The organism is Stenotrophomonas sp. (assembly GCF_032056425.1).
Classification (GTDB): Bacteria; Pseudomonadota; Gammaproteobacteria; order Xanthomonadales; family Xanthomonadaceae; genus Stenotrophomonas.
Map to the genome: position 1 here is coordinate 51,496 of NZ_DAMBCN010000002.1, position 23,077 is coordinate 74,572.

Below are 23,077 nucleotides of genomic sequence, written 5' to 3' on the forward strand. Positions count from 1 at the left end.
GCGGCCCGCGCAGTGCCTGTTCAGTCAGCCTTGCTGAGCTTGAAGGCTTCTTCCAGCAGCAGGAACAGGCGACGGATCTCGGCGCTCTGCAGGGCGAAACGGGCGTCGAACTCGGCACGGCGGCCGTCTTCGTCGGCATGTTCCAGCTGGTCCAGGGCGCCATCGAGGAACTTCAGCTTGCGCACGATCAGGTCGTCACCGATCACGAAGGACAGGTTGTCCTCGAAGACCAGCGCCAGCTTGGTCACCTGCTTGCCGGCGTCCAGATGCTTGTCGATCTCGTCGCAGCGCAGTTCCTGATGCTGGCATTTCACCACGGCGCCGCCTTCCACCGGGTCCTTCATCTCGCACTCTTCGCCCAGGCTCAGGCCGGTCGGCAGCGGTTCGCCGGCGATCCAACCGGTCAGGATCGAGCGCGGCGCGACTTCGGCGTTCAGCGGCATGGCCGGGAAGCTGCCCAGCAGGCCGCGGATGTCGGACATGAAGTATTCGCCGGTCTTGCGGCTGGACGTATCCACGACCACGTAGCCATGCTGCAGGTCGATGAACGCGTCGTTGCGCGAGGACTTCACGAAGGCGCGCGGCAGCAGTTCGTGCAGCAGGTCGTCCTTCATGCGCTTGCGCTCGCGGCCACCGGGGCGGCGGCCTTCCTTTTCCTCGATCTCTTCCAGCTTGCGCTCCAGCAGATCGTTCACCACCGCTGCCGGCAGGATCTTGTCCTCGCCGCCCACGGTCAGCCACAGGTGATCGGCGATGCGGTGCGACAGCTGCTCTTTTTCCTCGCGGCCGAACGGCGAGATGAAGCCGCGCGAGTTCATTTCCAGCGCACCCACCGGCTTGAGCAGGGCGTGCGGCAACAGGGTGTCGACTTCGGAAAAATCGGTGGCGGTCGGGAAGCGGAAGAACGTCAGGTTGCGAAAGAACATGGAATTCCGGAAGGCAAAGGGAGAAAAGGTGGACCCGCTCAGGCGGCGGAGGTCGGTGCAGTTGCGTGGTCCTCGGGCGGTGGCATGTCAGTGCCACGGCCCAGGGCCATGAAATCAAACAGGGTGGTATCGGCCAGCTGCGAGGGATGCACCTGGCCCATGGCGCGGGCGATCTGGTCCACGCGGCCGGGGTGGTCGATGTCCCACTGCTTCAGCATCAGGCCGACCTGGCGGCGCTGCAGGTTTTCCTGGCTGCCGCACAGGTTGCAGGGAATGATCGGGAACTGGCGTGCCTGCGCGTAGGCGGCGATGTCGTGCTCGCGCACGTAGGCCAGCGGGCGGATCACCACGTGGCGGCCATCGTCGCTGCGCAGCTTCGGCGGCATGCCGGACAGCTTGGCGTGGTGGAACAGGTTCATGAAGAAGGTGGCCACCATGTCATCGCGGTGGTGGCCCAGCGCGATGCGGGTGAAGCCGTGCCGTTCGGCATGCGCATACAGCGCGCCGCGGCGCAGGCGCGAGCACAGCGAACACATCGTGCGGCCTTCGGGAATGACCCGGCTGACCACCGAATAGGTGTCCTGTTCGATGATCTGGTACGCCACCCCCAGGCGGGCCAGGTACTCCGGCAGCACGTGTTCGGGGAATCCCGGCTGCTTCTGGTCCAGGTTCACCGCCACCAGCTCGAACGGTACCGGTGCCTTCTTCTGCAGCTGCAGCAGCATGTCCAGCAGGGTGTAGCTGTCCTTGCCGCCAGACAGGCAGACCATGACCTTGTCGCCGGCACCGATCATGCCGAAATCGGCGATGGCCTGGCCAACCTGGCGGCGCAGGCGCTGGCCCAGCGCGTCCTGCCCACGCCCGGCCACGCGCGGCTCGCGCACTGCGCGCGGCACCGGGTCGGGAAGGGAGATCACAGCACTCATGTGCTCCATTCTAACGGCTTGCGGCTGCCCCGAAGCGGGGGCGGAATTCCCCTCTCCCGGTCGTCATCGTCGCTGTGTATGCTCGCAGACTGTGGACACCTACAGCCCCGCCGAGATCGTTGAACGCCTGGTCGCCCTGCGCGCCGAACACCGCGTGCTGGATGAACAGATCACCCGCATGGCGGCCAACGGCGAGGATGAACTGGAATCCAAGCGCCTGAAGCGGCGCAAGCTGCAGTTGAAGGACTGCATCGCCAAGCTGGAAAGCCTGCAGATTCCCGACGAACCGGCGTAACGGCCCGTTCGGGTAGGTGCCAACCTTGGTTGGCACGGTACCCCTGCGGTTTCCATTCGCCGGGCATGGCCCGGCGCTACCTTCAGGCCTGCGGGGTCGGCTCGTCCGGGCGCGCCGCTTCCGGGCTGACCCGTTCAATGGTGTGCCGCAGCTCGCGGCCCAGAATGAACTTGGCGTCCTTGGCCCAGGCGTCCAGCCGCTGGTCGAACACCAGCTTGCTGTTTTCATCGGGCCAGACCAGGCGCAGCTCGCGCAGCTTCTGGATGAAGCCGCGGAACAGCGTCTTGTCGAAGAATTCGGGCGCGGCCGGGGCGTACAGCAGGCTCAGGCGCTGCGCCGCCTGCTGGCACAGGCTTTCCAGTTCCGCAGTGCCCAACACGCCCGGGCCGTTCTTCACCAGCACCGAAATGGTGATGTAGTAGCGCTCGAACGCCTGCTGCAGGGAATGGCCGATCGCGCGCAGACGGAAGACTTCGTCGGTCTGCCCGGTATTGCGCGCCAGGATGCCGCCGTCATCATCGTTGATGTTCTGCAGCAGGCCTTCGCGCACGAACACGTCGATGGTCTGTTCGATGCGCTGGGCGAATTCATCTTCGCTCCAGGGCAGGAACAGCTCGGCCTGCAGGAACGGGTACACCGTGCGGCCCAGCTGCACCAGGCCGGTGCGGCTCATGCGGCGGTTGTTCTGGAAGCAGCAGGCCACCCAGGACGATGCGGTGAACAGGTGCAGCACGTTGTTGCGGAAGTAGCTGAGCAGCACCGCGGTGTCGCCACTGACACTGAGCACGTCACCCAGCGGGTGCTTGATGCGGGTGAGGACGTTGATTTCCTCGGCGTGGGCGATGATGCGCTCCGGCGAGTGCGGGGTCACCGTCACCCGGTCCGAATAGGGCATCTCGACCAGCAGGGTCTTGCACAGCTCGATCTGCGCGATCAGGTCGGCCTCGCCCATCGCGTGCTTGGGCGTGGACAGCAGGGCCAGCGCCAGCAGATTGATCGGGTTGACGTCGGCGGCGCCGTTGATGCGCACCTGGATGCGCTCGGCCAGGGTGTCGACGGTGCTGGACAGCCAGCTGGGCTTCTCGTCTTCCGAGACCGCCTCGCCGTTCCATTCCGGTGCCTTCTCGGCCAGCACGTCGTTCAACGCGATGGGTTCACCGAAGTTCACCACCACCTGGCCGTAGTTCTGCTTCAGCACCTTGGGGATGCCCCACAGCAGCTGCCAGATCGATTCCTTTTCCTTCGGCCGCCCGGACAGTTCATCCAGGTAGCTGCCGCCCTCCATCAGCTTTTCATAGCCGATGTACACCGGCTGGAACAGCACCGGCTTGCGCGGCTGGCGCAGGAACGCGCGCAGGGTCATCGAAATCATGCCGCCCTTGGGCTGCAGCAGGCGTCCGGTACGCGAACGACCACCTTCGACGAAGTATTCGATGGAATAGCCACCGGCCACCAGCTGCGCCACGTATTCACTCAGCACCGCCGAGTACAGCGCGTTGCCGCGGATCGAACGGCGGATGAAGAATGCACCGCCCTTGCGCAGCAGGGTGCCGACCACCGGCAGGTTCAGGTTGATGCCGGCCACGATGTGCGGCGGCACGATGCCACGGTCGTACAGCAGGTAGGACAGCAGCAGGTAGTCCATGTGGCTGCGGTGGCTGGGCACGTACACCACTTCGTGGCCCGGCGCGGCCGCCTTGAACTTGTCCAGGTGGTGCACCAGCACGCCCGCATAGATGCGGTTCCACACGTGGCTGAGCATGAAGCTGGCCGAGCGCACCACCGGGCTGGAATAGTCGGCGGCGATTTCCCAGGCGTAGGCATGCGCCTTCTTCCACGCCTCTGCAGGCTTGGAGTTGTCGCGCTTGGCCTGGGCGGCAATGGCTTCGCGCACCGTTTCGGCGGCCAGCACCTGGTCCACCAGCAGGCGGCGGGTGGACAGGTCGGGACCGATCACCGATTCACGGATGCGGCGGAAGTGGGTACGCAGCACGCGCTGCAGCTTGCGCACCGTGCGCTCGGGCTCCAGGCCCTCGTCCACGGTGCTGCGCAGCGAGATCGGCGGGGCGAAGCGCACGATGGTGCTGCGGCCGTTCAGCAGCAGGCCCAGCAGACGGCGGAAGCGGCCCACCAGTGCCCAGTTTTCCGAGAACAGCACCGCGAACCAGCCGCTCTGCTTGTCAGGCGCGCGGCCCACGAAGATCGAGACCGGCACCAGGTGCACGTCCAGATCATCGCGCACGCGATGCGCCTGCAGCACCTTGGCCAGCGAATCGGAATGGGTCTTGGCCCCGCGCTGCTCGGGAATGAGCGAATTGCTGGAGCTGCGTCGCGACAGCGCCAGGTAGGCGCGCTTGCGGCCGGTCGGGTCACCGGCCAGCGGCACCAGCGGCGACGGCAGACCGGCCTGGCGGCAGGCCTTGTCCAGGATCAGCGCATTGGACAGGCCGTAGTCTTCCAGCACGTAGACCACCGGGCGGCCATCGTTGTACTGGCCCGGGTCTTCCGGCTCGATCTTCAGCGACAACCACGGTTCCACCAGCCGGCCCAGCAGACGGGCCCACAGCGGGCGGCGGCCTGCCGGACGCGCAGCCACGGGCGGCGGCACCGGGTTGGGGCCGGTGCCGGTCGAGGGGGACGCCAGCACAGCATCGGCGGGCGTCGTCTGGGATTCTTCGCCGGGGAACGGCAGCGGGTTCTGTTTCGACATCGGCGCCATTATGGCTTAGGCGGCGGTGTTGCCGCCTCCCCGGCCGCGTCCGGGGCCGCGGCGGGCGCGGGTGCGGCGGCCGCGCGCGCGGCATCGGCCTGGCGCAGCAGGGCATCGGTGTCGGCCAGGGTACGGGTCAGGTACCAGTGGCCTTCGCGCCGGCTGAGGGGCAACTGCAGGGTCAGGGTGCTGCCCGCCAGCTCGTAGGTCATGCGGACGAGGGCGTTGTCGCCCTGCACCGACAGCAGCTCGCCCTGCACGCTGCGCAGCGCCTCGTCCACGCCCAACCCATAGCTGGCCAGCACGGCCTTCAGAGTGTGGATGAACGGCGCCAGCTGCTGCAGGCTGCCTTCCATGCCGGCCGCACGCAGGCCCTCTTCGTCGCCGAAGCCGACCTTGCCGGCGGCACCGACCAGCGCGCTGATGGTGCTGCGCGCGCGCGCGCGATCGCTGATCGGTGCGCCCTGCGCCCACACGGCCAGAGTCTGCACCAGCTGCACGTAGTGCGCCTGCTGGCTGGGCGTGTAGCCCTTCTGGTGCTGCAGGTACTGCACCCCGAAGTTGCCCATCGACTGCGCCGCCTGGCGCACCGCGCTGGCCTGGCCGGCCAGCTGGCGGTCGAAGCTGCGCTGCAGGCGAGGGCCGGCATCGGGTTCGCGCAGCGCCGACAGCATCGGCAGCAACTGGTCGCCCAACGGCAGTTCGGTCAGCGGCCACTGGCTGTGGCCTTCGTCCCAGGCCTGCTGCAGCCGCTGGTGCTGGCTGGGGGGTACGGCCAGTTCGGCGTAACCCACCAGGTCGTCCTCGGCCAGGCGCTGCGCCATGGCCTGTACCGCAGCGACCGGCTCAGCGGCAGGCGCGACGGCGTCCGGGCTGGATTGGCGGCACGCGGCCACCGCCAGCAGCAGCACCGCCAACAGCCCCCCGTAACGCGCAGACCTTGTTTGCACTGCCCTTGCCACGCTCATGCATTCGGACTCCCCGGACCGGTCCGCATCTTGCGGCCTGCAAGGTGACAGCGGCAAGCCGCGCGGTCACGGTTTCCCGCGCCGCCTTGGCCCGGATCCCGTCGGCGGCCTGGACGAAGGGCGCTGCCGCCGTTGCGCTGGCGCACAAAAAAAGAGCCCGGATCACGGGGATCGCAGGCTCTTCAAACCGGCACGGGGCCGGAGGACAAGGTGTCGCACGGTTCCGGCACGAAGCCGGATGGCGGCGATGCTACGCCGACCCTCAAGTTCAGGCAATACTTCATGTAACACAAGTTAAATAATTGATTTTATTGACTCAATCCTTCTGCCACACGGCTTCAATGAAATCCACGGCATGTTTTTCGGCGATTCGGGCATAAACGCCGGGATAGCCGGCCAGCGCGCAACCCTCGCCCCAGCTGACAACGCCGAACTGGGTCCAGCCTTCGCGCAGCTTCAGCAGCAGTGGGCCGCCGGAATCGCCTTGGCAGCTGTCCATGCCTTCGCGGCCGGCACAGATGACCTTGCCGCGCGACAGCTCGCCGGCGTAGGCCTGCTGGCATTCGGCGAAGGGCACGAACGGCACCTGCACGGTCTGCAGATGGGTGGGATAGCGCCGGTCCTCAGTGATGTCAGTATCCCCCCACCCAATCACGGTGAAATCACGGCCGGGCTTGAGGTAGCTGGCATCGGGCCGAAGCCGCAGGTTGACCGGCTTTACGTCCGCCAGTGGCGCAATCAGCTGGATCAGGGCCACGTCGTGCTCCAGCGAATTGCCGCTGTTGAACGCCGGATGCATGTGGATGGCCTTGACATTGGAGGCACGCGGCGAAGGCTCTGTGGACAAGATGACGGCGTCGCCCAGCACCGCCAGGTCGCCCGGCCGGTCGCCCTGCACACAGTGCGACGCGGTCAATACCCACGACGGGGAAATCAGGGTTGCACCGCACCAGTGGCGCCCGTGGTCGCTGTCGCCCGCCGACAGGCGCTGGATGCTGACCATGAAGGGATATTCGCCCACCTGGGCGGATACGCCACCAATGATGCGCGGGGCCTCGCGCGGCACCGGTGCCGCGGTGGCAACGGGGGTGCCGGACGCGACGAGCAAGCCGGCAAGCAACAACAACGTGCTGCGATCCATGTACATGTACTCCTTGTTCGATGGTTGGAACCGGACAGCCGCGGGCCGTGCCGGTGATTCGATTGGGAGCCCGGAGTGCCACACGGCGGTGCCAACGGAGACACAGTTTTCGCCGCTGGGGATGGTTGCGACAGGATCATCCGCACAAATGCGAACGCCATCCCACGGCAGGTGGGATGGCGTTCGGGGTACAGCCGTGCATTACGTCGCCGACAGGCTCAGCGGGCAGCCAGAGCCGCCACGATTTCCTGCTGGATGGCACGTGCGGCGGCCTGCGGATCGGCCGCCAGCCGGATCGGGCGGCCGACCACGATGGCGTCAGCGCCGTCGGCGAAGGCCTGGGCCACGCCCACCGTGCGCTTCTGGTCATCGCCGACCGGGCCACCGGGGCGGATGCCCGGGCAGACGATCGAGAACCCGGCACCGGTGGCGGCGCGGATCGGACCGGCTTCCTGGCCCGAGGCGATCACCCCGTCGATGCCGGCCGCCTGGGCGGCCAGCGCGCGCTCGACCACCACGTCGACCGGTTCGCGGTCGATGCCCATCTGGGCCAGGTCCGGGCGCCCCATCGAGGTCAGCACGGTCACCGCCAGCAGGCGCATGTCGCTGCTGTTGGCGGCCGCGCAGGCTTCCATCATGGCCGGGTGCCAGCCGTGGATGGTGGCGTAGCTGACCGGCCACTGCGACAGGCGCTTGATCACGGCGGCGGCGGTGGCCGGGATGTCGAAGAACTTCAGGTCGACGAACACGCGCTTGTCGCGGCGGGCCAGCTCATCGAGCACCTGGAAGTACTCGCCGGACGCCAGCAGTTCCATGCCGATCTTGTAGAACGCCACGCTGTCGCCCAGGCGGTCCACCCACTCCAGCGCCTGCGCGCGGTCGGGCACGTCCAGGGCGAAGATCAGGCGCTCGTCATCGCGCAGCGGCAGCGGCGCGCGGCTCACGGTGCGTAGTCCAGCGCGGCGCGCTTGGCATCGTGGCGGGCCTGGCGTGACTGGCTGTAGTCGTTGTTGAACTGGGCCGGCTCGAAACCGCCGTAGGTCGGGTTCGGCAGCATCCACCAGCGCTCGCCGAACCAGTCATGGTACTGCTGCAGCAGCGCGTCACGGCCTTCGTTGGTGTTGGCGGTCACTTCGACGAAATCGCCCAGCTGGTCGCCGAACTGCATCAGCACGCGGTACTTCTGCCCGGCCAGGCGGCGGCGGCAGTTCTTCTCGCTGCCGGCCTGCTCGCAGCCTTCCACCACGGTGCCCAGGCCCAGGAACACGCTGTCATCGGCCACCGGCAGGCCCTGCTCGCGCAGGTTGGCCAGGGTCGCGTCCTTCAGGTGCACGGCGCGGTTGGAGATGTACAGCAGGGTCACGCCCTTGGCGTTGGCAGCCTTGGCGAAATCGACCACGCCGGGAATGGCCTTGGCCTTCTTTTCGGCCACCCACTGGTCCCAGCTCAGCTCGTCGTATTCCTTGCCATCGCGCACCAGGCGCGCCTGGTAGGGCGAGTTGTCCAGCACGGTTTCATCCAGATCGAGCACCACCGCCGGCTTCAGGCCCTTGGCATCGTTGCCGCGCTCTTCCGGCACCAGCGCATCCCAGTGGGCTTCCTTCAGCGCCACGTCCAGGTGGTCGGCGGCGGCGCGGTAGGTCTGCTCGGTGATCGCCTTGTATTCCTGCGCGCGCTGCATCCACAACACCGCATTGAGGTTGTCGTTGGCGGTGGCGTCGCCACCGGCATCGGCCTTGGCGGCAGCGGCCGCAGCCTGCGGGGCAGCGGCTTCAGCGGCAGGCGCATCCACGCGCTTGCAGGCAGACAGGCCCAGCACCGCGGTGGCGAGCAGGGTCACAGACAGGGAAACAGGACGACGCATGGATTCACCGGCAATCAGATATACCGGCGCATTTTACCGGCAATCAGATATACCGGCGCATTTTACCGGCAAAGGCGGCCTTGGGACGGCTATGCTTGGTGGTTGACCCGTTGCCCCTCCGGAGGCCGCCATGACCGATTCCGTCCAGACCCCCGACGTCCCCCTGCTCGACGCCGTGCAGGCCCGCCTGCTGGGCTGCCTGGTGGAAAAGGAGGCGACCACCCCGGACACCTACCCGCTGACAGTGAACGCTGCGCAGTCGGCCGCCAACCAGAAGACCGCCCGCGAGCCGGTGATGAACGTCGATGCCGGCAGCGTGCAGCACGCCCTGCGCCAGCTGGAGACGCTGGGCCTGGCCCGCCAGCACTTCTCTTCGCGCGCCGACCGCTACGAGCACCGCCTGCAGGCCGCGCTGGACCTGACCCGGCAGCAGACCGTGCTGCTGGCCCTGCTGCTGCTGCGTGGGCCGCAGACCCTGGGTGAACTGGTGACGCGCAGCGAGCGCCTGCACCGTTTCGCCGACACCGACGAGGCCCGCCACGCGATCGAACGCCTGCAGCAGCGTGGCCTGCTGCTGGTGCTGCCGCGCGCCAGCGGCCAGCGTGAAGACCGCTACATGCACCTGCTGTGCGGGGAAGTGGATGGCGCGGCACTGGCGGCGAAGTACGCCGGCAGCGGCGGTGGCAGCAGTCACGCCGGCGCCGACCCGGACCTGCTGGCCCGGGTGGAGCAGCTGGAAGCCACCGTGGCAGAACTGCAGGCCCAGCTGGCGGAACTGCGCGGCTGAGGGGGTGGGTGTCGACCGTTGGTCGGCACGGTGCCCATACCTGCGAGGGCAGCCTGACCGCCCTCGCCGTGCAGACTCAGGTCGGCGTATCGACGTCGTCCCAGTCGGCCTGTTCAAAGCAGAACAACCAGTTCAGCGCGTAGTGGCGCTCGTAGATCACACCGCCCACCAGCGCACCCGGCATCGGTGCACCTTGGCGCTGGGCCTCACGCGCAGCCCAGTGCAGGCGGTAGTGCAGATCCAGCGCGTCCAGCAGCTCGGCGGTATCGCGCAGGGTCGCAGGCTCGCTGCCACTGTCAGTCTTCTGCAGCAAGGCGCCCACCACATCCGGCACGGCACAGGTCGCCTGCGGCCACGGCAGCGCCTCGGACACGCCCAGCGCCCACAACAGCACGGCCAGGCTCTCGTAGCGCCAGCCGAACGGCAGAGCCGCCTCGGCGTCCCCGTGCTCGATGAAGGCGGCCTCGGCCGGGCTCAGGGCCTCGGGCAGGGCGGGCAGGCGCTCGGCCAGCTCGGCCAGGCTCAACGGTGGGTCACCGGCCTGCAGCGCCTCGGCGCGCAGCGCACATGCCAGCAGTGCCTGCGCTCTGGCCCAGACCTGGGCAGGCGCGCGCAGCTGTGCCTCGGCCGCCCCCACCACAGGTGGCAATGACGGCGGGGCATGCACCGCGTGGGCCTGCAGCTGCTGTTGGCTGCGCGCCCGGCGCTGCTCGGCGTCGACGGGATAGGGCACCTGCGCCTGCGGATCGAGCGCTTCACCCAACAGCACCTTGCCGGCCGGATCGCGGACGCTGCCATCTTCCAGGAAGCACACCGCGTTGGCCTGGAGCAGCCAAGGCTGCAGCGCCTCAAGATCGGCCTCGGCCAGCTCGAACAGATAATGCTGGCGCACGCGCTGCACGTGCCGCATCAGGTGATAGCGCGCGGCGGTCATCTGCCCGTCGCCGTGGCCCAGCACGTAGTTGACGAAGCCGCCCAGGTGCGGGGCCAGTGCGGGGTCATCAAGACCACGGACGTTGGCAGCGTCGGCCTGTGGTGGCGGTGCCAGTACGTGGCCGAGGGTGGAATACGCGTTGATCAGCATCGGAGCATCCGTGCAGGAAAACAGACCTGCACCTTACTCCACTGGCTCATGCTGGCTGTTGAACCGCCGCAGCGCCCGGTGTGGCGTACAACCGGCTCGCGCTGTCCACGTTCGGCAGCTGGATCACGCCGCGTTCGTGCATGCCCAGCCCCAGCAGGATCCGCCCGGAGGCCACGTTGTCCACGTCAGTGATGCCATACAGATCCTCGATGTCCAGCTGCGCGCGCGCATGCGCGAACACAGCCCGCGCCGCCTCGCTGGCATAGCCCTGCCCCGCGAATTCCGACAGCACCGCATAGCCGATATCCGGCCCCGGCAGGCCATCGCGCCGCACCAGGCCGGCATTGCCCAGCCAGGCGCCATCGGACAGGCGCTCGATCGCGTACAAGCCAAACCCGTTCAACGCATAGCTGTGCAGCACCCGCAGCGCGATGTATTCCCGCGCCTGCTCCTCGCTGCGCACGTTGCGGTCACCGATGAAGCGCAGGAAGCCGGGATCATTGAGCAGCGCCAGCATTGGCAGCGCATCGCGTTCAGGCTCCAGGGCCCGCAGACGCAGGCGGTCGCTTTCGATGGGATGCATGCGCAAGCCTGTTGAGGGAGAGGCCTGATTGTAGGGCGATGTGCCGGGGTCGGATCCCTTCGCGGAGCGAAGGGCTCTGCCCCCTGCCAGGAGGGTGCTGGGGTCAGAGCCCTTCCCTGCGGGAAGGGATCCGACCCCGGGTCAGTCGAACAGCGCTTCGATCGCGGCCAACCCCGCCGTCGCGCGTTCCTTCTTGCGCGCCGCATCGGCCACCGGGTCGGCGCCATCGCGCTGGATCTCCTCGGCCGGAATCTCCTCGAAGAACCGGCTCGGCTTCAGGCGCACATGCTCGCCGAACTTGCGGGTCAGCTTGCTGTAGCTCATCCACAGCTGGATCTTGGCGCGGGTGATGCCCACGTACAGCAGGCGCCGTTCTTCCTGCAGGTTGCCTTCGTCCAGGCTGACCTGGTGCGGCAGCACGCCGTCCTCGCAGCCGACGATGAACACGTACGGGAACTCCAGGCCCTTGGAGGCGTGCATGGTCATCATGCGCACCTGGTTGCCGCCTTCGTCCTTGTCACTGCGCGACAGCAGCGCCAGCTGACCGGCCAGATCGGCGGCGGTGGCACCGCGCGGGCCGCCCTCGAACCACTGCGCCAGTTCCTCGATGTTGTTGGCGCGGCGCTGGTAGCTGGCCTCTTCCTTGGCCTGCTGGCGCAGCTCGCTGAGCAAGCCCGATTCCTTGGCGACCTTGCGGATCATGTCGCCGGAGCTGATCTGCCGCGTCTGCGCGCGCAGGTCGCGCAGGATGTCGGTGAAGCGTGCCAGGCTGTTGGCAGCGCGCGGCGGCAGCTGCTGCAGCGCGCCGATCGACTCGGCGGCATGCGCCATCGGCATGTCCTTTTCCTGCGCCAGCTCGGCCAGCTTGGCCAGCGTGCCGGCGCCCACATCGCGCTTGGGCGACTGCACCGCACGCATGAACGCGGTGTCGTCGTCGGGGTTCACCAGCAGCCGCAGCCAGGCCAGCGTGTCCTTCACTTCCTGGCGCTCCAGGAACATGGTGCCGCCGGTCAGGTGGTAGGGAATGCGCAGCAGCTGCATCGCCTTTTCCAGCGGGCGCGACTGGAAGTTGCCACGGAACAGGATGCAGAAATCGCTCCACGGCACCTGTCGCGCCTGCGCCACGAAGGCGATCTCGGCGGCGACCTTTTCTGCTTCGTGTTCGCTGTTGCGGCATTCCCACACGCGGATGCGCTCGCCGTCGGCCTGGTCGCTCCACAGCTTCTTCAGGTGTTCGTGCGGGTTGTTGGCGATCAGCGCGTTGGCCGCGCGCAGCACGCGGTTGGAGCAGCGGTAGTTCTGCTCCAGCTTGATGATTTCCAGCGCGGGATAATCGCGCCCCATCTGCTGCAGGTTCTCCGGGTTGGCGCCGCGCCAGGCGTAGATCGACTGGTCATCGTCACCCACGCAGGTGAAGTTGCCCTTCTCGCCGGCCAGCTGCTTGAGCAGCCGGTACTGCGCGTCGTTGGTGTCCTGGCATTCGTCCACCAGCAGGTAGCCGATGCGCTCGCGCCAGGCCACGGCGATGTCCGGGTTCTCTTCCAGCACCTGCACCGGCAGGCGGATCAGGTCGTCGAAGTCCACGGCGTTGAATGCGGTCAGACGCAGCTGGTAGCGCTCGTAGACGCTGGCCGCTTCCTTCTCGCGGTTGCTGCGCGCGGCGGCCATCGCCTGTTCGGGCGACAGGCCGGCGTTCTTCGCGCGCGACACCAAGTTCTTCATGTCCTCGATGTCGTCAGGCTTGGCGCCGGACATCAGGTCCTTGATCTGTGCGGCGGCATCGTCGGCATCGAAGATGGAGAAACCGCGCTTCAGGCCGACGGCCGCATGCTCGATCTGCAGGAACTTCAGGCCCAGGGCGTGGAAGGTGCAGATGGTCACCTCGTCGGCATCCTGCTCGCGCAGGCGCTTGGCCACGCGCTCGCGCATTTCCTTGGCCGACTTGTTGGTGAAGGTGATCGCCGCGATGCGGCGCGCGGGGTAACGCCCGCAGCCGATCAGGTGGGCGATCTTCTCCACGATCACGCGCGTCTTGCCACTGCCCGCACCGGCCAGCACCAGCAATGGGCCTTCGATGTGCAGGACGGCGGCGGCTTGGGGGGGATTGAGACCGTGCATTGGAGGGGGATTGTAGCGGTCCCGGGTGACGGCCACAGCCGCCGCCCGGCAGGGATGCTGAACGGCTTCGGCCGACGCGGGCTGCGGCGTACAATCGGCCGATGGCCAAGCTCTATTTCTACTATTCGGCGATGAACGCCGGCAAGACCACCACCCTGCTGCAGAGCGCGCACAACTACCGCGAGCTCGGCATGCGGGTGGCGATCCTGACCCCGCGCCTGGACGATCGCGCCGGCGCCGGCGTGGTGGCCTCGCGCATCGGCCTGCGTGCCGAGGGCATGGCCTTCGAGCGCGATTCCGACCTGCAGCAGTGGGTGCAGCAGGATCTGGCCGAGCACGGGCCGCTGGGCTGCGTACTGGTGGACGAGGCGCAGTTCCTCAGCCGCGCCCAGGTCTGGCAGTTGAGCGAAGTGGTCGACCAGCTGCGCATTCCCGTGCTGTGCTACGGCCTGCGCACCGATTTCCGCGGCGAACTGTTCGAGGGCAGCCAATACCTGCTGGCCTGGGCCGACGAGATGCAGGAGATCAAAACCATCTGCCACAGCGGCAAGAAGGCCACCATGACCGTGCGCGTGGACGAGCACGGGCACGCCGTACAGGACGGGCCGCAGGTGGAGATCGGCGGCAACGACCGCTATGTATCGGTCAGCCGTGCGGAATTCAAGAAGATCACCCGCGGCGAGGGCCGCATCGAGCCGATGCAGGCACCGTTGCCGCTGTAATGTGGCACGCGGCCCGGCGCGGTGGCCGGCGCTGCAGCGGGTTCCGCCTGCGTTAAGGGGTTTTCTGATTTACAGCGACGGGCGCTCCACTTACGCTGTGTCTTTGCTCTGCACACGGTTCCGGCCATGCGTCCTTTCGCTCTGTCGTTTTCGCTGCTGCTTTCCCTGCTGGTCCCGTTGCACGCACAGGCGGTCGGCCAGAGCGATGGCCCTGAGGCAGATTCCACCCTGGTCGGCGCCGGGTTCATGGACAGCCATCCGGACATCATGTACCGGCAATGGGCGGTGGCTGCCCTGCACCGCGGTGATGCCAGCGACGCAATGAAGAATTTCCGCCTGTCCGCGCGCTATGCCGACAAGCCTTCACAGGGTTACATCGGCGAGATGTACTGGTTCGGAGTAAACATGCCAGCCGATCCGGTGCTGGCCTTCGCCTGGATGGATGTGGCCGCCGAGCGTGGCTATCCGCTGTTTGTCGACCTGCGTGACCAGTACTGGGCCAGCCTGCCGCTGGAGCGCCAGCAGGACGCGCGATCGCAGGCCCAGGCGCTGCGTGCCGAGTTCGGCGATGCCGTGGCCAAGCCGCGCATCGCCGAAGTACTGCGCCGCGGCATGCGGCAGATGACCGGCAGCCGCACCGGTTCGATGAGCAACAACGTCGATATCGTGTTCAGCGAGGGCGGGATCAACCGCACGATCAAGGCCGACAGACTGTACGACCCGAAGTACTGGGATCCGGTGCTGTACCAGAAGTGGCAGGACGATACCTGGATGAAGATCCGCCGTGGCAGCGTCCAGGTGGGATATCCGACCCAGGCCGGCGCCGTCCCGGCACCGGCCGAACAGGAACAGGAAAAGCCGTGATCGCCGCGCCGGGTCTGGCCCGGCACAGCGCGCGGGTTTGATCAATACAGGGTGCGCTCCGGCGCACCGGCCGGCGGCGGGGTGTACTGGTACAGCCAGGTTTCGGTCAGGGTCTTGCCACCGCTGCGCAGGTACAGGCGGATGTCGATCTGCTCGGTGCTGCCCTCCGGCGGTACCAGGTCGAACATGGCGCGGTAACCCTTGATCTCGCGCAGCGGGCGCGCCGAGACAATCTCGACCCGGCCACGGCTGGTTTCCACCACCGCTTCCACGTCGGCCTTGTCGATCAGACCGGCCAGTTCGCCGCCTTCGAAATCGACCGCGAAGCGCCAGCTGAAGTACTCACGCTTCTTGCCGATGATGCCGCCCAGGCCGGTGCGGCTGGCCACGCAATGTGCCAGCGACGGGCGTGCAGGCGGTTCGGCGCCCCAGTACAGGCGGTAACCGATCAGCAGTTCCTGGCCCGCCTGCGGCTTTTCCTTCGGGTTCCAGAACGCCACGATGTTGTCGAAGGTTTCGTCCACGGTGGGAATCTCCACCAGCTGCACCGAGCCTTCGCCCCACTCACCCTTCGGTTCCACCCACAGGCACGGGCGCTTCTCATAGAACACGCCGTCATCCTGGTAATGATCGAAATTGCGGTCGCGCTGCAGCAGGCCGAAGCCGCGCGGGTTGCGGTCCACGAACATGTTGAAGCGCAGGTTGCGCGGGTTCAGCAGCGGCCGCCAGATCCATTCGCCCGACCCGGTCCACAGTGACAGGCCATCGGTATCGTGGATCTCCGGCCGCCAGTCCCAGCCCATGCGGCGGTCGTTCTCGCCCACCTGGTACATGCTGGTGCAGGGCGCGATGCCCAGCCGCTCGATCGCCTTGCGCGGGTAAAGGGCGCTGTCGATATCCATCAGCAGCACGTCGCCATTGGTGATCGCAAAGCGGTAGGCGCCGGTCACGCTGGGCGAATCGAGCAGGCCGTACACCACCAGGGTGTTGGAATCGGCCGCCGGCTGTTCCAGGTAGTAGGCGATGAAGTCGGGAAATTCTTCCGGCTTGCCCATGCCGGTGTCGATGGCCAGGCCACGCGCAGACTGGCCGTACTGGCCTTCCTTGCCGACGGCGCGGAAGTAGCTGGCGCCGAGGAAGGCGGCGAAATCGCGGTCGGTGTCGGTGCGGGTGTTCAGGCGGAACCCGGCGAACCCCAGGTCGGCCGGCAGTTCCCCGTTCTTGATGCCGCTCTTGCCGTAGTTGAACGCGGCGCCGTCATAGGCCAGTTCCTGCGCCCTGCCGTCGACCACGTCGAACATGCGCACCGGCGAATGGAAGTACAGGCCCAGGTGGAAGAACTTGGCCTGGAAACGGCCCGGCTGGTCGGCCCACAGGGCGTGGTCCTGGCGGTAGCCGATCGACTGGTACTGGTCCCAGTCCAGTCCTTCCAGCCGGCCCGGCAGCACGCGCTTGTGGCTCTTGTAGGGCGCCTGGGCCAGGGCACGGGCCTGGCCCTTCAGGGTGGCGAAATCGAACGGCTGCGGCTGGCCCAGGCGACGCAGGCCCAGCTGGCCGCTCTTGCCGGCCGCACAGGCAGGCAGCGCGGGCAGGCCGAACGCAGCCAGGGCAAGGGAGGCATTGCGGAGGAAATCGCGACGTTGCATGCAGGCGCGGGAGCAAGGGAAAGGTCGGCCATCATAGGCAGACAAACGTTAACGGGCAGCGGAGGTGGCCGGCTGCGGTTCAGTCTGCGCCAGCGCGGCGATGCGGGCCTCCAGCCCGCGCAGGCCCGGCGCCTGCGGGCCGCGCTGGGCCAGCAGCAGCTGCCGCGCTTCGGCCAGCACCTCGCGTGCCTGCGCGGGCTGGCCGGCCTGCTGCAGCGCCTGCCCCTGCGCCAGCAGCGCCTGTGGCAGCAACGCGGTGTGGTCGGGCTGCCGCCACAGCGTGGCCGCGCGCGCGTAGTGGCCGGCCGCGGTAGCCGCATCGCCACTGGCGCTGGCCCACTGGCCCAGGGCGAATTCACCGTGGCCGATCTCGCGATGGCTCGGCCCCAGCGCGGTCATCAGCTGCGCCTGCACGGTCCGCAGCTCCTCGCCGGCCAGCGCCAGTTCGCCCCGCCGCAATGCCAGCAGCGCGCGCGCCCGGCGCACCACCAGCGCCTCCGGGTGGCGCGGGCCCCAAGCCTCCTGGGCGGCTGTCCAGGCCAGTTCAAGCTCGCTGGCGGCGGCAGCCGCCTGCCCCTGCCGCGCCAGAACATCGCCCAGCTGGCGGTGCAGGGTGATCACCTGCGGGCTGCTGGCATCGTTGGGCTGCTGCAACAGCGCCAGCGCCTGGCGGTAACCTGCCAGCGCCGCCGGCAGGTCCCCCGCGGCGGCGTCCAGACCGGCCAGGTCGGCCAGCGATTCGGCACGCCCGAAGCGCTCGCCGATGCCCTGGTGGCGCAGTGCCAGGGCCTGGGTGAAGGATCGCCGTGCCGCCTCGGCATCGCCCAGTTCGGCCTGGCAGCGGCCCAACTGGCTGTGGAATTCAGCCACCGACGCCGGAAGCGCGCTGGCTTCGGTGGCGGCCAGGGACTGCAGCGGCTGCAGATGGGCCAGGCATTCGCGGTCGCGGCCCAGCATGCGCAGCGCGCGCCCGCGCTGGGTCACCGCCTCCAGCTGCAACGCAGGCGGCACATCGTCCACCCGCTGCAGCAGCTGGCGCTGCCGGTCCAGCGTCTGCAGGGCCAACTGGTAGTCGCCCAGACCGATCCGCAGTCGCCCGATCACGCCCTCCAGCTCGGCCAGGGCCAGCGGCTGGTCGGCCAGCTCGGCTTCGCCACGCTGCTGCCCGGCAGCCAGCAGTTGTGGCACGTCGAAATGCCCGTGGCGCTGGCTGGCCGCCTTGTCGAACAGACCCACGGTGAAATCCTGCATGGCCTGCGCGCGGGCCATTTCCAGCCGCGCCTGCCGCGCCTGCCACAACGCCATGGACATGGTGCCCAGCAAGCCCAGCACGGCCACCGACGCCAGCGCGACGCCCCACCGGTGCCGGCCCACGTATTTGCGCACGCGGTAGCCCACGCCGGGCGGACGTGCCTGGATGGGCTGACCCTGCAGAAAGCGCCGCAGGTCACCGGCCATCGCCTCGGCCGAGGCGTAGCGCTGCGCAGGGTCCTTCTGCAGCGCTTTTTCCAGGACGACGTCCAGATCGCCGCGCAGGCGCCGGGCCTGCCGCTGCAGCGCGCGGCGCGGCGCGCCAGGCTGGTCGGCCAGCCGCTGCAGCAGCACCGACGCGCGTGGCGCCTGCACGTCCAGGATCGAACGTTCCCATTCGGCATCACTGTGCCGGCGCAGCCGGTAGGGCTTGTGCCCGGTCACCACCTCGAACAGCACCACGCCCAGCGAATAGACGTCGGTGAGCGTGGTGACCAGTTCACCGCGCACCTGCTCCGGGGCCGCGTAGTGCAGGGTGAACGCGCGGATCTCGGTGGCCGGGTGCGGACTGCTGGTGTCGTCGTGGTCCAGCAGTTTGGCAATGCCGAAATCCAGCAGCTTCACCGTGCCATCGTCGCGCACCAGGATGTTGGACGGCTTCAGGTCGCGGTGCACCACCAGGTTGGCGTGGGCATGGCTGACCACCGCGCAGACCTGCAGCATCAACTGCAGCCGGGCTTCCAGCGGCGGCTGCACCCTGCGGCAGTAGTCGCTGATCGGCTCGCCTTCCACGTAGTCCAGCGCCAGGTAGGGCTGCCCGTGCAGATCCACGCCGGCATCCAGCAGCTGCGCCAGGTGCGGGTGCTGCAGCCGGGCCAGGATCTGCCGCTCGCGGCCGAAGCGCTGCCGCAGGCCGGGATCGGCCACGCCGCTGCGCAGCAGCTTCAGCGCCACCTGGCGCTGGTACAGGCCATCGCAGCGCTCGGCCAGCCAGACCTCGCCCATGCCACCTTCGCCCAGCGGACGCAGCAGCCGGTACGGCCCGACTTCACTGCCCGCGCGGCCGGGCGCCGGCGCCGTCCACAGAGGCTGCGCCATGAAGTCCTGGCTGTCCGGCTCCTGTTGCAGAAGCCGCTGCAGTTCGCGGCCCAACTCCGCATCATGCTCGGCCAGGCGCTGCAGGCGCTGCTGCCGCGCCTGCGGGTCCAGTTCCAGCAACTGGTCCAGCCAGGATGAAAGTTCCTGCCAGCGCGCGCTGTCCATCGGCCGGGTCGCGTTGCGGTGCTCAGTCGTCGCGCATGGCGGCCAGCAGGAACAGGCGCGCCTTCTGCCAGTCGCGGCGGATGCTGCGTTCGGAACGTTGGCTCAGTTCGGCGATCTCCTGTTCGGACAGGCCGGCGAAGTAACGCAGTTCCACCACCCGCCCCAGGTGCGCATCCACGGCCTGCAGGCGCTCCAGCGCCACGTCCAGGGCCAGCAGGTCTTCGTCCAGGCGCACGCCACTGCTGCTGTTCTCGGGAATCTCGGCCACCCGTTTCAGGTCACCGCCGCGCTTGCGCGCCAGGCGGTTGCGCGCGTAGTCCACCACCACGCTGCGCATGGCCGAGGCCGCATAGGCGAAGAAGTGCGCGCGATCCTCGAAGCGGGCGGCGCCGCGGCTGCCCAGCAGCTTCAGGTACGACTCGTGCACCAGCGACGTCGCATCCAGGGTGCGCCCCTGCTGGCCGGCCAACTGGCGCCGGGCCATGGTGTGCAGCTCCTGGTAGAGCGTGGTCAGCACACGGTCCAGCGCGGTGCGATCTCCGCCACGCGCCGCGTCCAGCCATACGGTGATGTCCGGTCCCTCATCCATCGCCAACGTTCCCCCCGCCGGATGTTGGCTGGACTATAGCGCTGCCGGTGTGCAGCGCATGAAGACGTTCAGCGCTGGCAGCGGCCGCACCAGACGCTGGCGCGCTGGCCGATCATGGCGTGCTTCAACGGGCGCCCGCACTGCGGGCACGGCAGGCCATCGCGGCCGTACACCAGCAGTTCCTGCTCGAAGTACCCCGGGGCGCCGTCGGGACTGATGAAATCGCGCAGGGTGGTGCCGCCGCGGGTGATCGCATAGCCCAGCGTGTCCTTCACTTCGCGCGCCAGCCGCTGGTAGCGCGCGCGGGAGACCTTGCCGGCCTCGCGCAACGGGCTGATGCCGGCCTTGAACAGGCTTTCGGCGGCGTAGATGTTGCCCACCCCCACCACCACCGCCTGGTCCATCAGGAAGGTCTTCACCGGCGCGCTCCGGCCGCGGCTGCGCTCGAACAGATAGTCGCCGTCGAAGATCTCGTCCAAGGGCTCCGGGCCCAACCCCTGCAGCAGCGGGTGCACTTCGCCCGCCGGCTGCCACAGCAGGCTGCCGAAGCGGCGCGGATCGTTGAAGCGCAGCAGGCGGCCGTTGTCCAGGCTGACATCCACGTGGTCATGCGCACGCAGCGGCGTGTCGCCGGGCAGCACGCGCAGGCTGCCGGACATGCCCAGGTGCAGCACGGCGCTGCCCACGGCGGTATCCAGCAGCAGGTATTTGGCGCGGCGGCGCACGCTGTCGATACGCTGCCCCGGCAGCTGCTCGGCCACGTCCGGCGGAATGGGCCAGCGCAGGTCGGCGCGGCGCAGGATCACCCCGTGCACGCGGCGGCCTTCCAGGTGCGGCGCCAGGCCACGGCGGGTGGTTTCGACTTCGGGCAGTTCAGGCATGGGCGGATTCTACGCCGGCCCATGCGAAGCCGCCGGCAGGGTCCGGCGCTACCGGGCGCGGCGCCCTACGCATCCGCGGCGGGCGCTTCGACCAGGAAGGCACCGTCCACCAGCGCTCCGCGGCCACCCAGGCGCCAGAACGCCAGATACGGCGCGAAGTCGATCGAGGCCGGGGCCAGCGGCTGGGTGATGTACCAGCCCAGGTAGAGATCGGAGGCCAGGTGGTACAGCGCCTCGTCCAGTGCGTTCATCTGCGGGCTGTCGAGGGTACGCGCCCGGCGCACTTCATCGCAGATGGCGTCATGCAGGTAGGCCGCGGGGCCCGAACCGCTCCAGGCCGACTGCAGACATGCGGGGGATGCTTCGACCACCGGTACCTCACGCAGCGTCGCCTGCAGCGCGGGCTCGCCGGCGGCACCCGCCACCCGTGCCAGTTCATCCAACCAGAGGCGGGCGGCACGCGCCAATGCCTGTGGATCAGCAGGGCCTGCCGGCTGCAGGTACAGGTGATCGCCCCAATGGCCGGCAGCCAGCACGTCCAGCGCGCGCGCACGCAGTTCATCGGCATGCGGAAAGGTGGCGAACACCGCGTCCAGCGTGTCCGGCCCGGTCACGCCCTGCAGCAGGCCGGAAAAATACCAGTCCTCCTGCTCGCTGTGTCCGGCACAGAATGCCGTCCACTCCTGCATCAGTTCATCGTCGATGCGGTCATCCATGGCGGCCTTCTCCGTGCGGCGGTACGGCCGTCATGATCGCGCATCAGCGCGGCGGTGCGGACAGTTCACGCGCATCCAGATAGCCATCGCGGTTGGCATCCTGTTTGTGGAAGCGCTGGATGAGGGCCTGCCGTTGCTGCTCGCGTGTGATCGGTCGACCCTTGCCGCCGGGCAGTTCGTCGGCGGTCAGCACGCCATCGCCGTTGCGGTCCATCCGGTCGAAGGCATACAGCATCCAGTGCACGTACTCCCCTTCGCTCACGCGGCCGTCGCCATCGCTGTCCATGCGCTGCAGGTAGGTGGTGGTATCGCTCACCTGGGCATGCGCGCATAGCGGCGCCAGCACGGCCAGCAACGCCCCTGCAATGCGCCTCATGCGCCCACCAGGGTGTAGCCCTTCAGGCGCGCGGCGTAGGCCTGCAGCGTGGCAATGCCGCTCTCTTCGGCTTCGCGGCACCAGGCCTGCAGCTGGCGCAGGCGCTCGGCCGCATCATGGCCGCGGGCTTCCAGCAGCGTGGCCAGGCGTGCGCGGAACTCGACCAGTACGCCGATGCGCGGACGCTGCGCGACCCAGGCGCGCAACTGCGCGCGGCTGTCCGGGTGCAGCCAGCGACCGTCATTCACCAGACCGCGGCGCAACGGTCGCGGCAGCAGCCGGCGCAGCTTGGCCCCGGCGTGGGCGGCCTCCTCGCGCAGTGCCGGCACGAAGACGTTGCGCTGGTAGTCGGTCATGGCCTGGAAGCGGTGCGACAGCAACGCCTTGAGGGTGTCCGCGTCAGGTACGGCGATGTTCGGGCGCACGTCCATGGCCGGCGCGACGCGCAGCACCGTGGCCAGGCGCAGCGCCTGCAGCAGGCGGATCGCGCTCCAGCCGATGTCGAATTCCCAGCGCCGCATTGCAAATCGTGCCGAACTGGGGAACGCATGGTGGTTGTTGTGCAGTTCTTCACCGCCAATCCAGAACGCCCACGGTGTCAGGTTGGTGGAGGTGTCGGCCGATTCATAGTTGCGGTAGCCCCACCAGTGGCCCAGACCATTGACCACGCCCGCTGCCCAGAACGGAATCCAGGCCATCTGGATCGCCCACAGGGCAACGCCGGGCAGGCCGAACAGCACACTGTTGAGGGCCAGCAGCAGCACCGGGCCCAGATTTGCGCGCGGGGTGTACAGATGGCGCTCGATGGCGTCGTCCGGGGTGCCGCGCCCGTACTGTTCGATGTCCGCGCGCTGGCCGCGTGCCTGGCGGTACAGCTCCACGCCATGCCAGAACACCTGGCCAATGCCACGCGTGAGCGGGCTGTGCGGGTCGTCTTCGGTTTCCACCTTGGCGTGGTGCTTGCGGTGGATGGCCACCCATTCGCGGGTGATCATCGAGGTGGTCAGCCACAGCCAGAAACGGAACAGGTGGGCCAGCGCGGGATGGAAATCCACGCCTCGATGGGCTTGGCTGCGATGCAGGTACAGGGTGACCGAGAAGATGGTCAGCTGGGTGAAGACCAGCAGCACCAGCAGCAGCTCCCACCACGTCGGGCCAAGCAGGCCATCGGCCAGCAGGGAGATCAGGGCATCGGGCATGGCGGCTCTCCAGATCGACGCGGGGGTGGCAGACATGATGGGCGCTTGCGTTGCAAACTGCACCCTGCGACGGTGATCTTCACCGTCATTCCGTGGCACCGTTCACACGTTGGGGAACCCCGTTGTCGAGTCCTGAACCACGCACCCCCGCCCCGTCACCGGCCGCCG

The 23,077-nt window shown here is 68.2% G+C and carries 21 protein-coding genes; 4 read left to right on the forward strand and 17 right to left on the reverse strand.

What is annotated here, in order from left to right; all coding sequences use genetic code 11:
- Positions 1–20: 20 nt before the first annotated feature.
- Positions 21–926, reverse strand: a complete 906-nt coding sequence (locus RTY46_RS01735; protein WP_312706383.1) for a recombination-associated protein RdgC — start codon at positions 924–926, stop codon at positions 21–23.
- Between the two features lie 38 nt (positions 927–964).
- Positions 965–1,852: a tRNA 2-thiocytidine(32) synthetase TtcA gene (gene ttcA, locus RTY46_RS01740; protein ID WP_312706384.1), complete on the reverse strand. Its 888-nt coding sequence runs from the start codon at positions 1,850–1,852 to the stop codon at positions 965–967.
- A 91-nt stretch (positions 1,853–1,943) separates the two neighbouring features.
- Between ttcA and RTY46_RS01745 the strand changes: the two genes are divergently transcribed.
- Positions 1,944–2,147: a YdcH family protein gene (locus RTY46_RS01745; RefSeq protein WP_079224582.1), complete on the forward strand. Its 204-nt coding sequence runs from the start codon at positions 1,944–1,946 to the stop codon at positions 2,145–2,147.
- Positions 2,148–2,229: 82 nt separating this feature from the next.
- Here the strand turns inward: RTY46_RS01745 and plsB are convergent, their stop codons facing one another.
- The 5 genes from plsB to RTY46_RS01770 all read right to left on the reverse strand — a co-directional run bounded on the left by plsB (position 2,230) and on the right by RTY46_RS01770 (position 8,830).
- Positions 2,230–4,866: a glycerol-3-phosphate 1-O-acyltransferase PlsB gene (plsB, locus tag RTY46_RS01750; RefSeq protein WP_312706385.1), complete on the reverse strand. Its 2,637-nt coding sequence runs from the start codon at positions 4,864–4,866 to the stop codon at positions 2,230–2,232.
- Entirely contained in the window at positions 4,866–5,825 is a 960-nt protein-coding gene (locus RTY46_RS01755; RefSeq protein ID WP_312706386.1) for a hypothetical protein, read from the reverse strand. Before RTY46_RS01755 ends, plsB begins: the two co-directional genes overlap by 1 nt.
- A 316-nt stretch (positions 5,826–6,141) precedes the next feature.
- Positions 6,142–7,050: a serine protease gene (locus tag RTY46_RS01760; RefSeq protein WP_312706387.1), complete on the reverse strand. Its 909-nt coding sequence runs from the start codon at positions 7,048–7,050 to the stop codon at positions 6,142–6,144.
- A gap of 134 nt (positions 7,051–7,184) precedes the next feature.
- Positions 7,185–7,910, reverse strand: coding sequence for an orotidine-5'-phosphate decarboxylase (gene pyrF, locus RTY46_RS01765; protein ID WP_312706388.1), 726 nt, complete (start codon positions 7,908–7,910; stop codon positions 7,185–7,187).
- A complete protein-coding gene (locus RTY46_RS01770) occupies positions 7,907–8,830 on the reverse strand; it encodes a 5'-nucleotidase, lipoprotein e(P4) family (RefSeq protein ID WP_312706389.1) in 924 nt (307 codons plus the stop codon). Before RTY46_RS01770 ends, pyrF begins: the two co-directional genes overlap by 4 nt.
- Before the next feature lie 130 nt (positions 8,831–8,960).
- Between RTY46_RS01770 and RTY46_RS01775 the strand changes: the two genes are divergently transcribed.
- Entirely contained in the window at positions 8,961–9,617 is a 657-nt protein-coding gene (locus tag RTY46_RS01775; protein ID WP_312706390.1) for a DUF480 domain-containing protein, read from the forward strand.
- Between the two features lie 76 nt (positions 9,618–9,693).
- Here the strand turns inward: RTY46_RS01775 and RTY46_RS01780 are convergent, their stop codons facing one another.
- From RTY46_RS01780 to RTY46_RS01790, 3 genes are all read right to left on the reverse strand, one after another.
- On the reverse strand, positions 9,694–10,701 hold the full coding sequence (locus tag RTY46_RS01780) for a DUF4272 domain-containing protein (RefSeq protein ID WP_312706391.1): 1,008 nt from the start codon (positions 10,699–10,701) through the stop codon (positions 9,694–9,696).
- A 46-nt stretch (positions 10,702–10,747) separates the two neighbouring features.
- The gene (locus tag RTY46_RS01785; RefSeq protein WP_312706392.1) at positions 10,748–11,284 is read right to left on the reverse strand and encodes a GNAT family N-acetyltransferase; all 537 of its coding nucleotides are present in this window, start codon (positions 11,282–11,284) and stop codon (positions 10,748–10,750) included.
- Between the two features lie 141 nt (positions 11,285–11,425).
- On the reverse strand, positions 11,426–13,402 hold the full coding sequence (locus RTY46_RS01790; RefSeq protein ID WP_312706393.1) for a UvrD-helicase domain-containing protein: 1,977 nt from the start codon (positions 13,400–13,402) through the stop codon (positions 11,426–11,428).
- Positions 13,403–13,503: 101 nt separating this feature from the next.
- On the opposite strand from RTY46_RS01790, the gene RTY46_RS01795 reads away from it, so the two are divergent.
- Positions 13,504–14,124: a thymidine kinase gene (locus tag RTY46_RS01795; protein ID WP_312706394.1), complete on the forward strand. Its 621-nt coding sequence runs from the start codon at positions 13,504–13,506 to the stop codon at positions 14,122–14,124.
- Between the two features lie 126 nt (positions 14,125–14,250).
- Positions 14,251–14,988: a sel1 repeat family protein gene (locus RTY46_RS01800; RefSeq protein ID WP_312706395.1), complete on the forward strand. Its 738-nt coding sequence runs from the start codon at positions 14,251–14,253 to the stop codon at positions 14,986–14,988.
- 41 nt (positions 14,989–15,029) lie between these two features.
- Here the strand turns inward: RTY46_RS01800 and RTY46_RS01805 are convergent, their stop codons facing one another.
- The 7 genes from RTY46_RS01805 to RTY46_RS01835 form a co-directional block, all read right to left on the reverse strand.
- On the reverse strand, positions 15,030–16,634 hold the full coding sequence (locus RTY46_RS01805; RefSeq protein WP_312706396.1) for a glucan biosynthesis protein D: 1,605 nt from the start codon (positions 16,632–16,634) through the stop codon (positions 15,030–15,032).
- A gap of 48 nt (positions 16,635–16,682) precedes the next feature.
- A complete protein-coding gene (locus RTY46_RS01810) occupies positions 16,683–19,148 on the reverse strand; it encodes a serine/threonine-protein kinase (protein ID WP_312706397.1) in 2,466 nt (821 codons plus the stop codon).
- 22 nt (positions 19,149–19,170) lie between these two features.
- Positions 19,171–19,737 (reverse strand): ECF-type sigma factor, encoded by a 567-nt coding sequence (locus tag RTY46_RS01815; RefSeq protein ID WP_312706398.1) that lies wholly within the window; start codon positions 19,735–19,737, stop codon positions 19,171–19,173.
- A 68-nt stretch (positions 19,738–19,805) separates the two neighbouring features.
- Entirely contained in the window at positions 19,806–20,618 is an 813-nt protein-coding gene (mutM, locus tag RTY46_RS01820) for a bifunctional DNA-formamidopyrimidine glycosylase/DNA-(apurinic or apyrimidinic site) lyase (protein ID WP_312706399.1), read from the reverse strand.
- A gap of 65 nt (positions 20,619–20,683) precedes the next feature.
- A complete protein-coding gene (locus tag RTY46_RS01825) occupies positions 20,684–21,334 on the reverse strand; it encodes a hypothetical protein (protein WP_312706400.1) in 651 nt (216 codons plus the stop codon).
- Positions 21,335–21,377: 43 nt separating this feature from the next.
- Positions 21,378–21,710 carry an EF-hand domain-containing protein gene (locus RTY46_RS01830; RefSeq protein ID WP_312706401.1) on the reverse strand — a complete coding sequence of 111 codons (333 nt, stop codon included), beginning with the start codon at positions 21,708–21,710 and terminating at the stop codon, positions 21,378–21,380.
- Positions 21,707–22,909, reverse strand: coding sequence for a fatty acid desaturase (locus RTY46_RS01835; protein WP_312706402.1), 1,203 nt, complete (start codon positions 22,907–22,909; stop codon positions 21,707–21,709). Before RTY46_RS01835 ends, RTY46_RS01830 begins: the two co-directional genes overlap by 4 nt.
- Between the last annotated feature and the right edge of the window lie 168 nt (positions 22,910–23,077).

Coding starts and splice junctions, on each gene's coding strand:
- RTY46_RS01775 (WP_312706390.1), top strand. CDS start 8,961: ATGACCGATTCCGTCCAGACCCCCGACGTCCCCCTGCTCGACGCCGTG.
- RTY46_RS01795 (WP_312706394.1), top strand. CDS start 13,504: ATGGCCAAGCTCTATTTCTACTATTCGGCGATGAACGCCGGCAAGACC.
- RTY46_RS01770 (WP_312706389.1), bottom strand. CDS start 8,830: ATGCGTCGTCCTGTTTCCCTGTCTGTGACCCTGCTCGCCACCGCGGTG.
- RTY46_RS01825 (WP_312706400.1), bottom strand. CDS start 21,334: ATGGATGACCGCATCGACGATGAACTGATGCAGGAGTGGACGGCATTC.
- RTY46_RS01785 (WP_312706392.1), bottom strand. CDS start 11,284: ATGCATCCCATCGAAAGCGACCGCCTGCGTCTGCGGGCCCTGGAGCCT.
- RTY46_RS01830 (WP_312706401.1), bottom strand. CDS start 21,710: ATGAGGCGCATTGCAGGGGCGTTGCTGGCCGTGCTGGCGCCGCTATGC.
- RTY46_RS01790 (WP_312706393.1), bottom strand. CDS start 13,402: ATGCACGGTCTCAATCCCCCCCAAGCCGCCGCCGTCCTGCACATCGAA.
- RTY46_RS01755 (WP_312706386.1), bottom strand. CDS start 5,825: ATGAGCGTGGCAAGGGCAGTGCAAACAAGGTCTGCGCGTTACGGGGGG.
- RTY46_RS01800 (WP_312706395.1), top strand. CDS start 14,251: ATGCGTCCTTTCGCTCTGTCGTTTTCGCTGCTGCTTTCCCTGCTGGTC.
- plsB (WP_312706385.1), bottom strand. CDS start 4,866: ATGGCGCCGATGTCGAAACAGAACCCGCTGCCGTTCCCCGGCGAAGAA.
- RTY46_RS01810 (WP_312706397.1), bottom strand. CDS start 19,148: ATGGACAGCGCGCGCTGGCAGGAACTTTCATCCTGGCTGGACCAGTTG.
- RTY46_RS01735 (WP_312706383.1), bottom strand. CDS start 926: ATGTTCTTTCGCAACCTGACGTTCTTCCGCTTCCCGACCGCCACCGAT.
- RTY46_RS01780 (WP_312706391.1), bottom strand. CDS start 10,701: ATGCTGATCAACGCGTATTCCACCCTCGGCCACGTACTGGCACCGCCA.
- RTY46_RS01835 (WP_312706402.1), bottom strand. CDS start 22,909: ATGCCCGATGCCCTGATCTCCCTGCTGGCCGATGGCCTGCTTGGCCCG.
- RTY46_RS01815 (WP_312706398.1), bottom strand. CDS start 19,737: ATGGATGAGGGACCGGACATCACCGTATGGCTGGACGCGGCGCGTGGC.
- ttcA (WP_312706384.1), bottom strand. CDS start 1,852: ATGAGTGCTGTGATCTCCCTTCCCGACCCGGTGCCGCGCGCAGTGCGC.
- mutM (WP_312706399.1), bottom strand. CDS start 20,618: ATGCCTGAACTGCCCGAAGTCGAAACCACCCGCCGTGGCCTGGCGCCG.
- RTY46_RS01805 (WP_312706396.1), bottom strand. CDS start 16,634: ATGCAACGTCGCGATTTCCTCCGCAATGCCTCCCTTGCCCTGGCTGCG.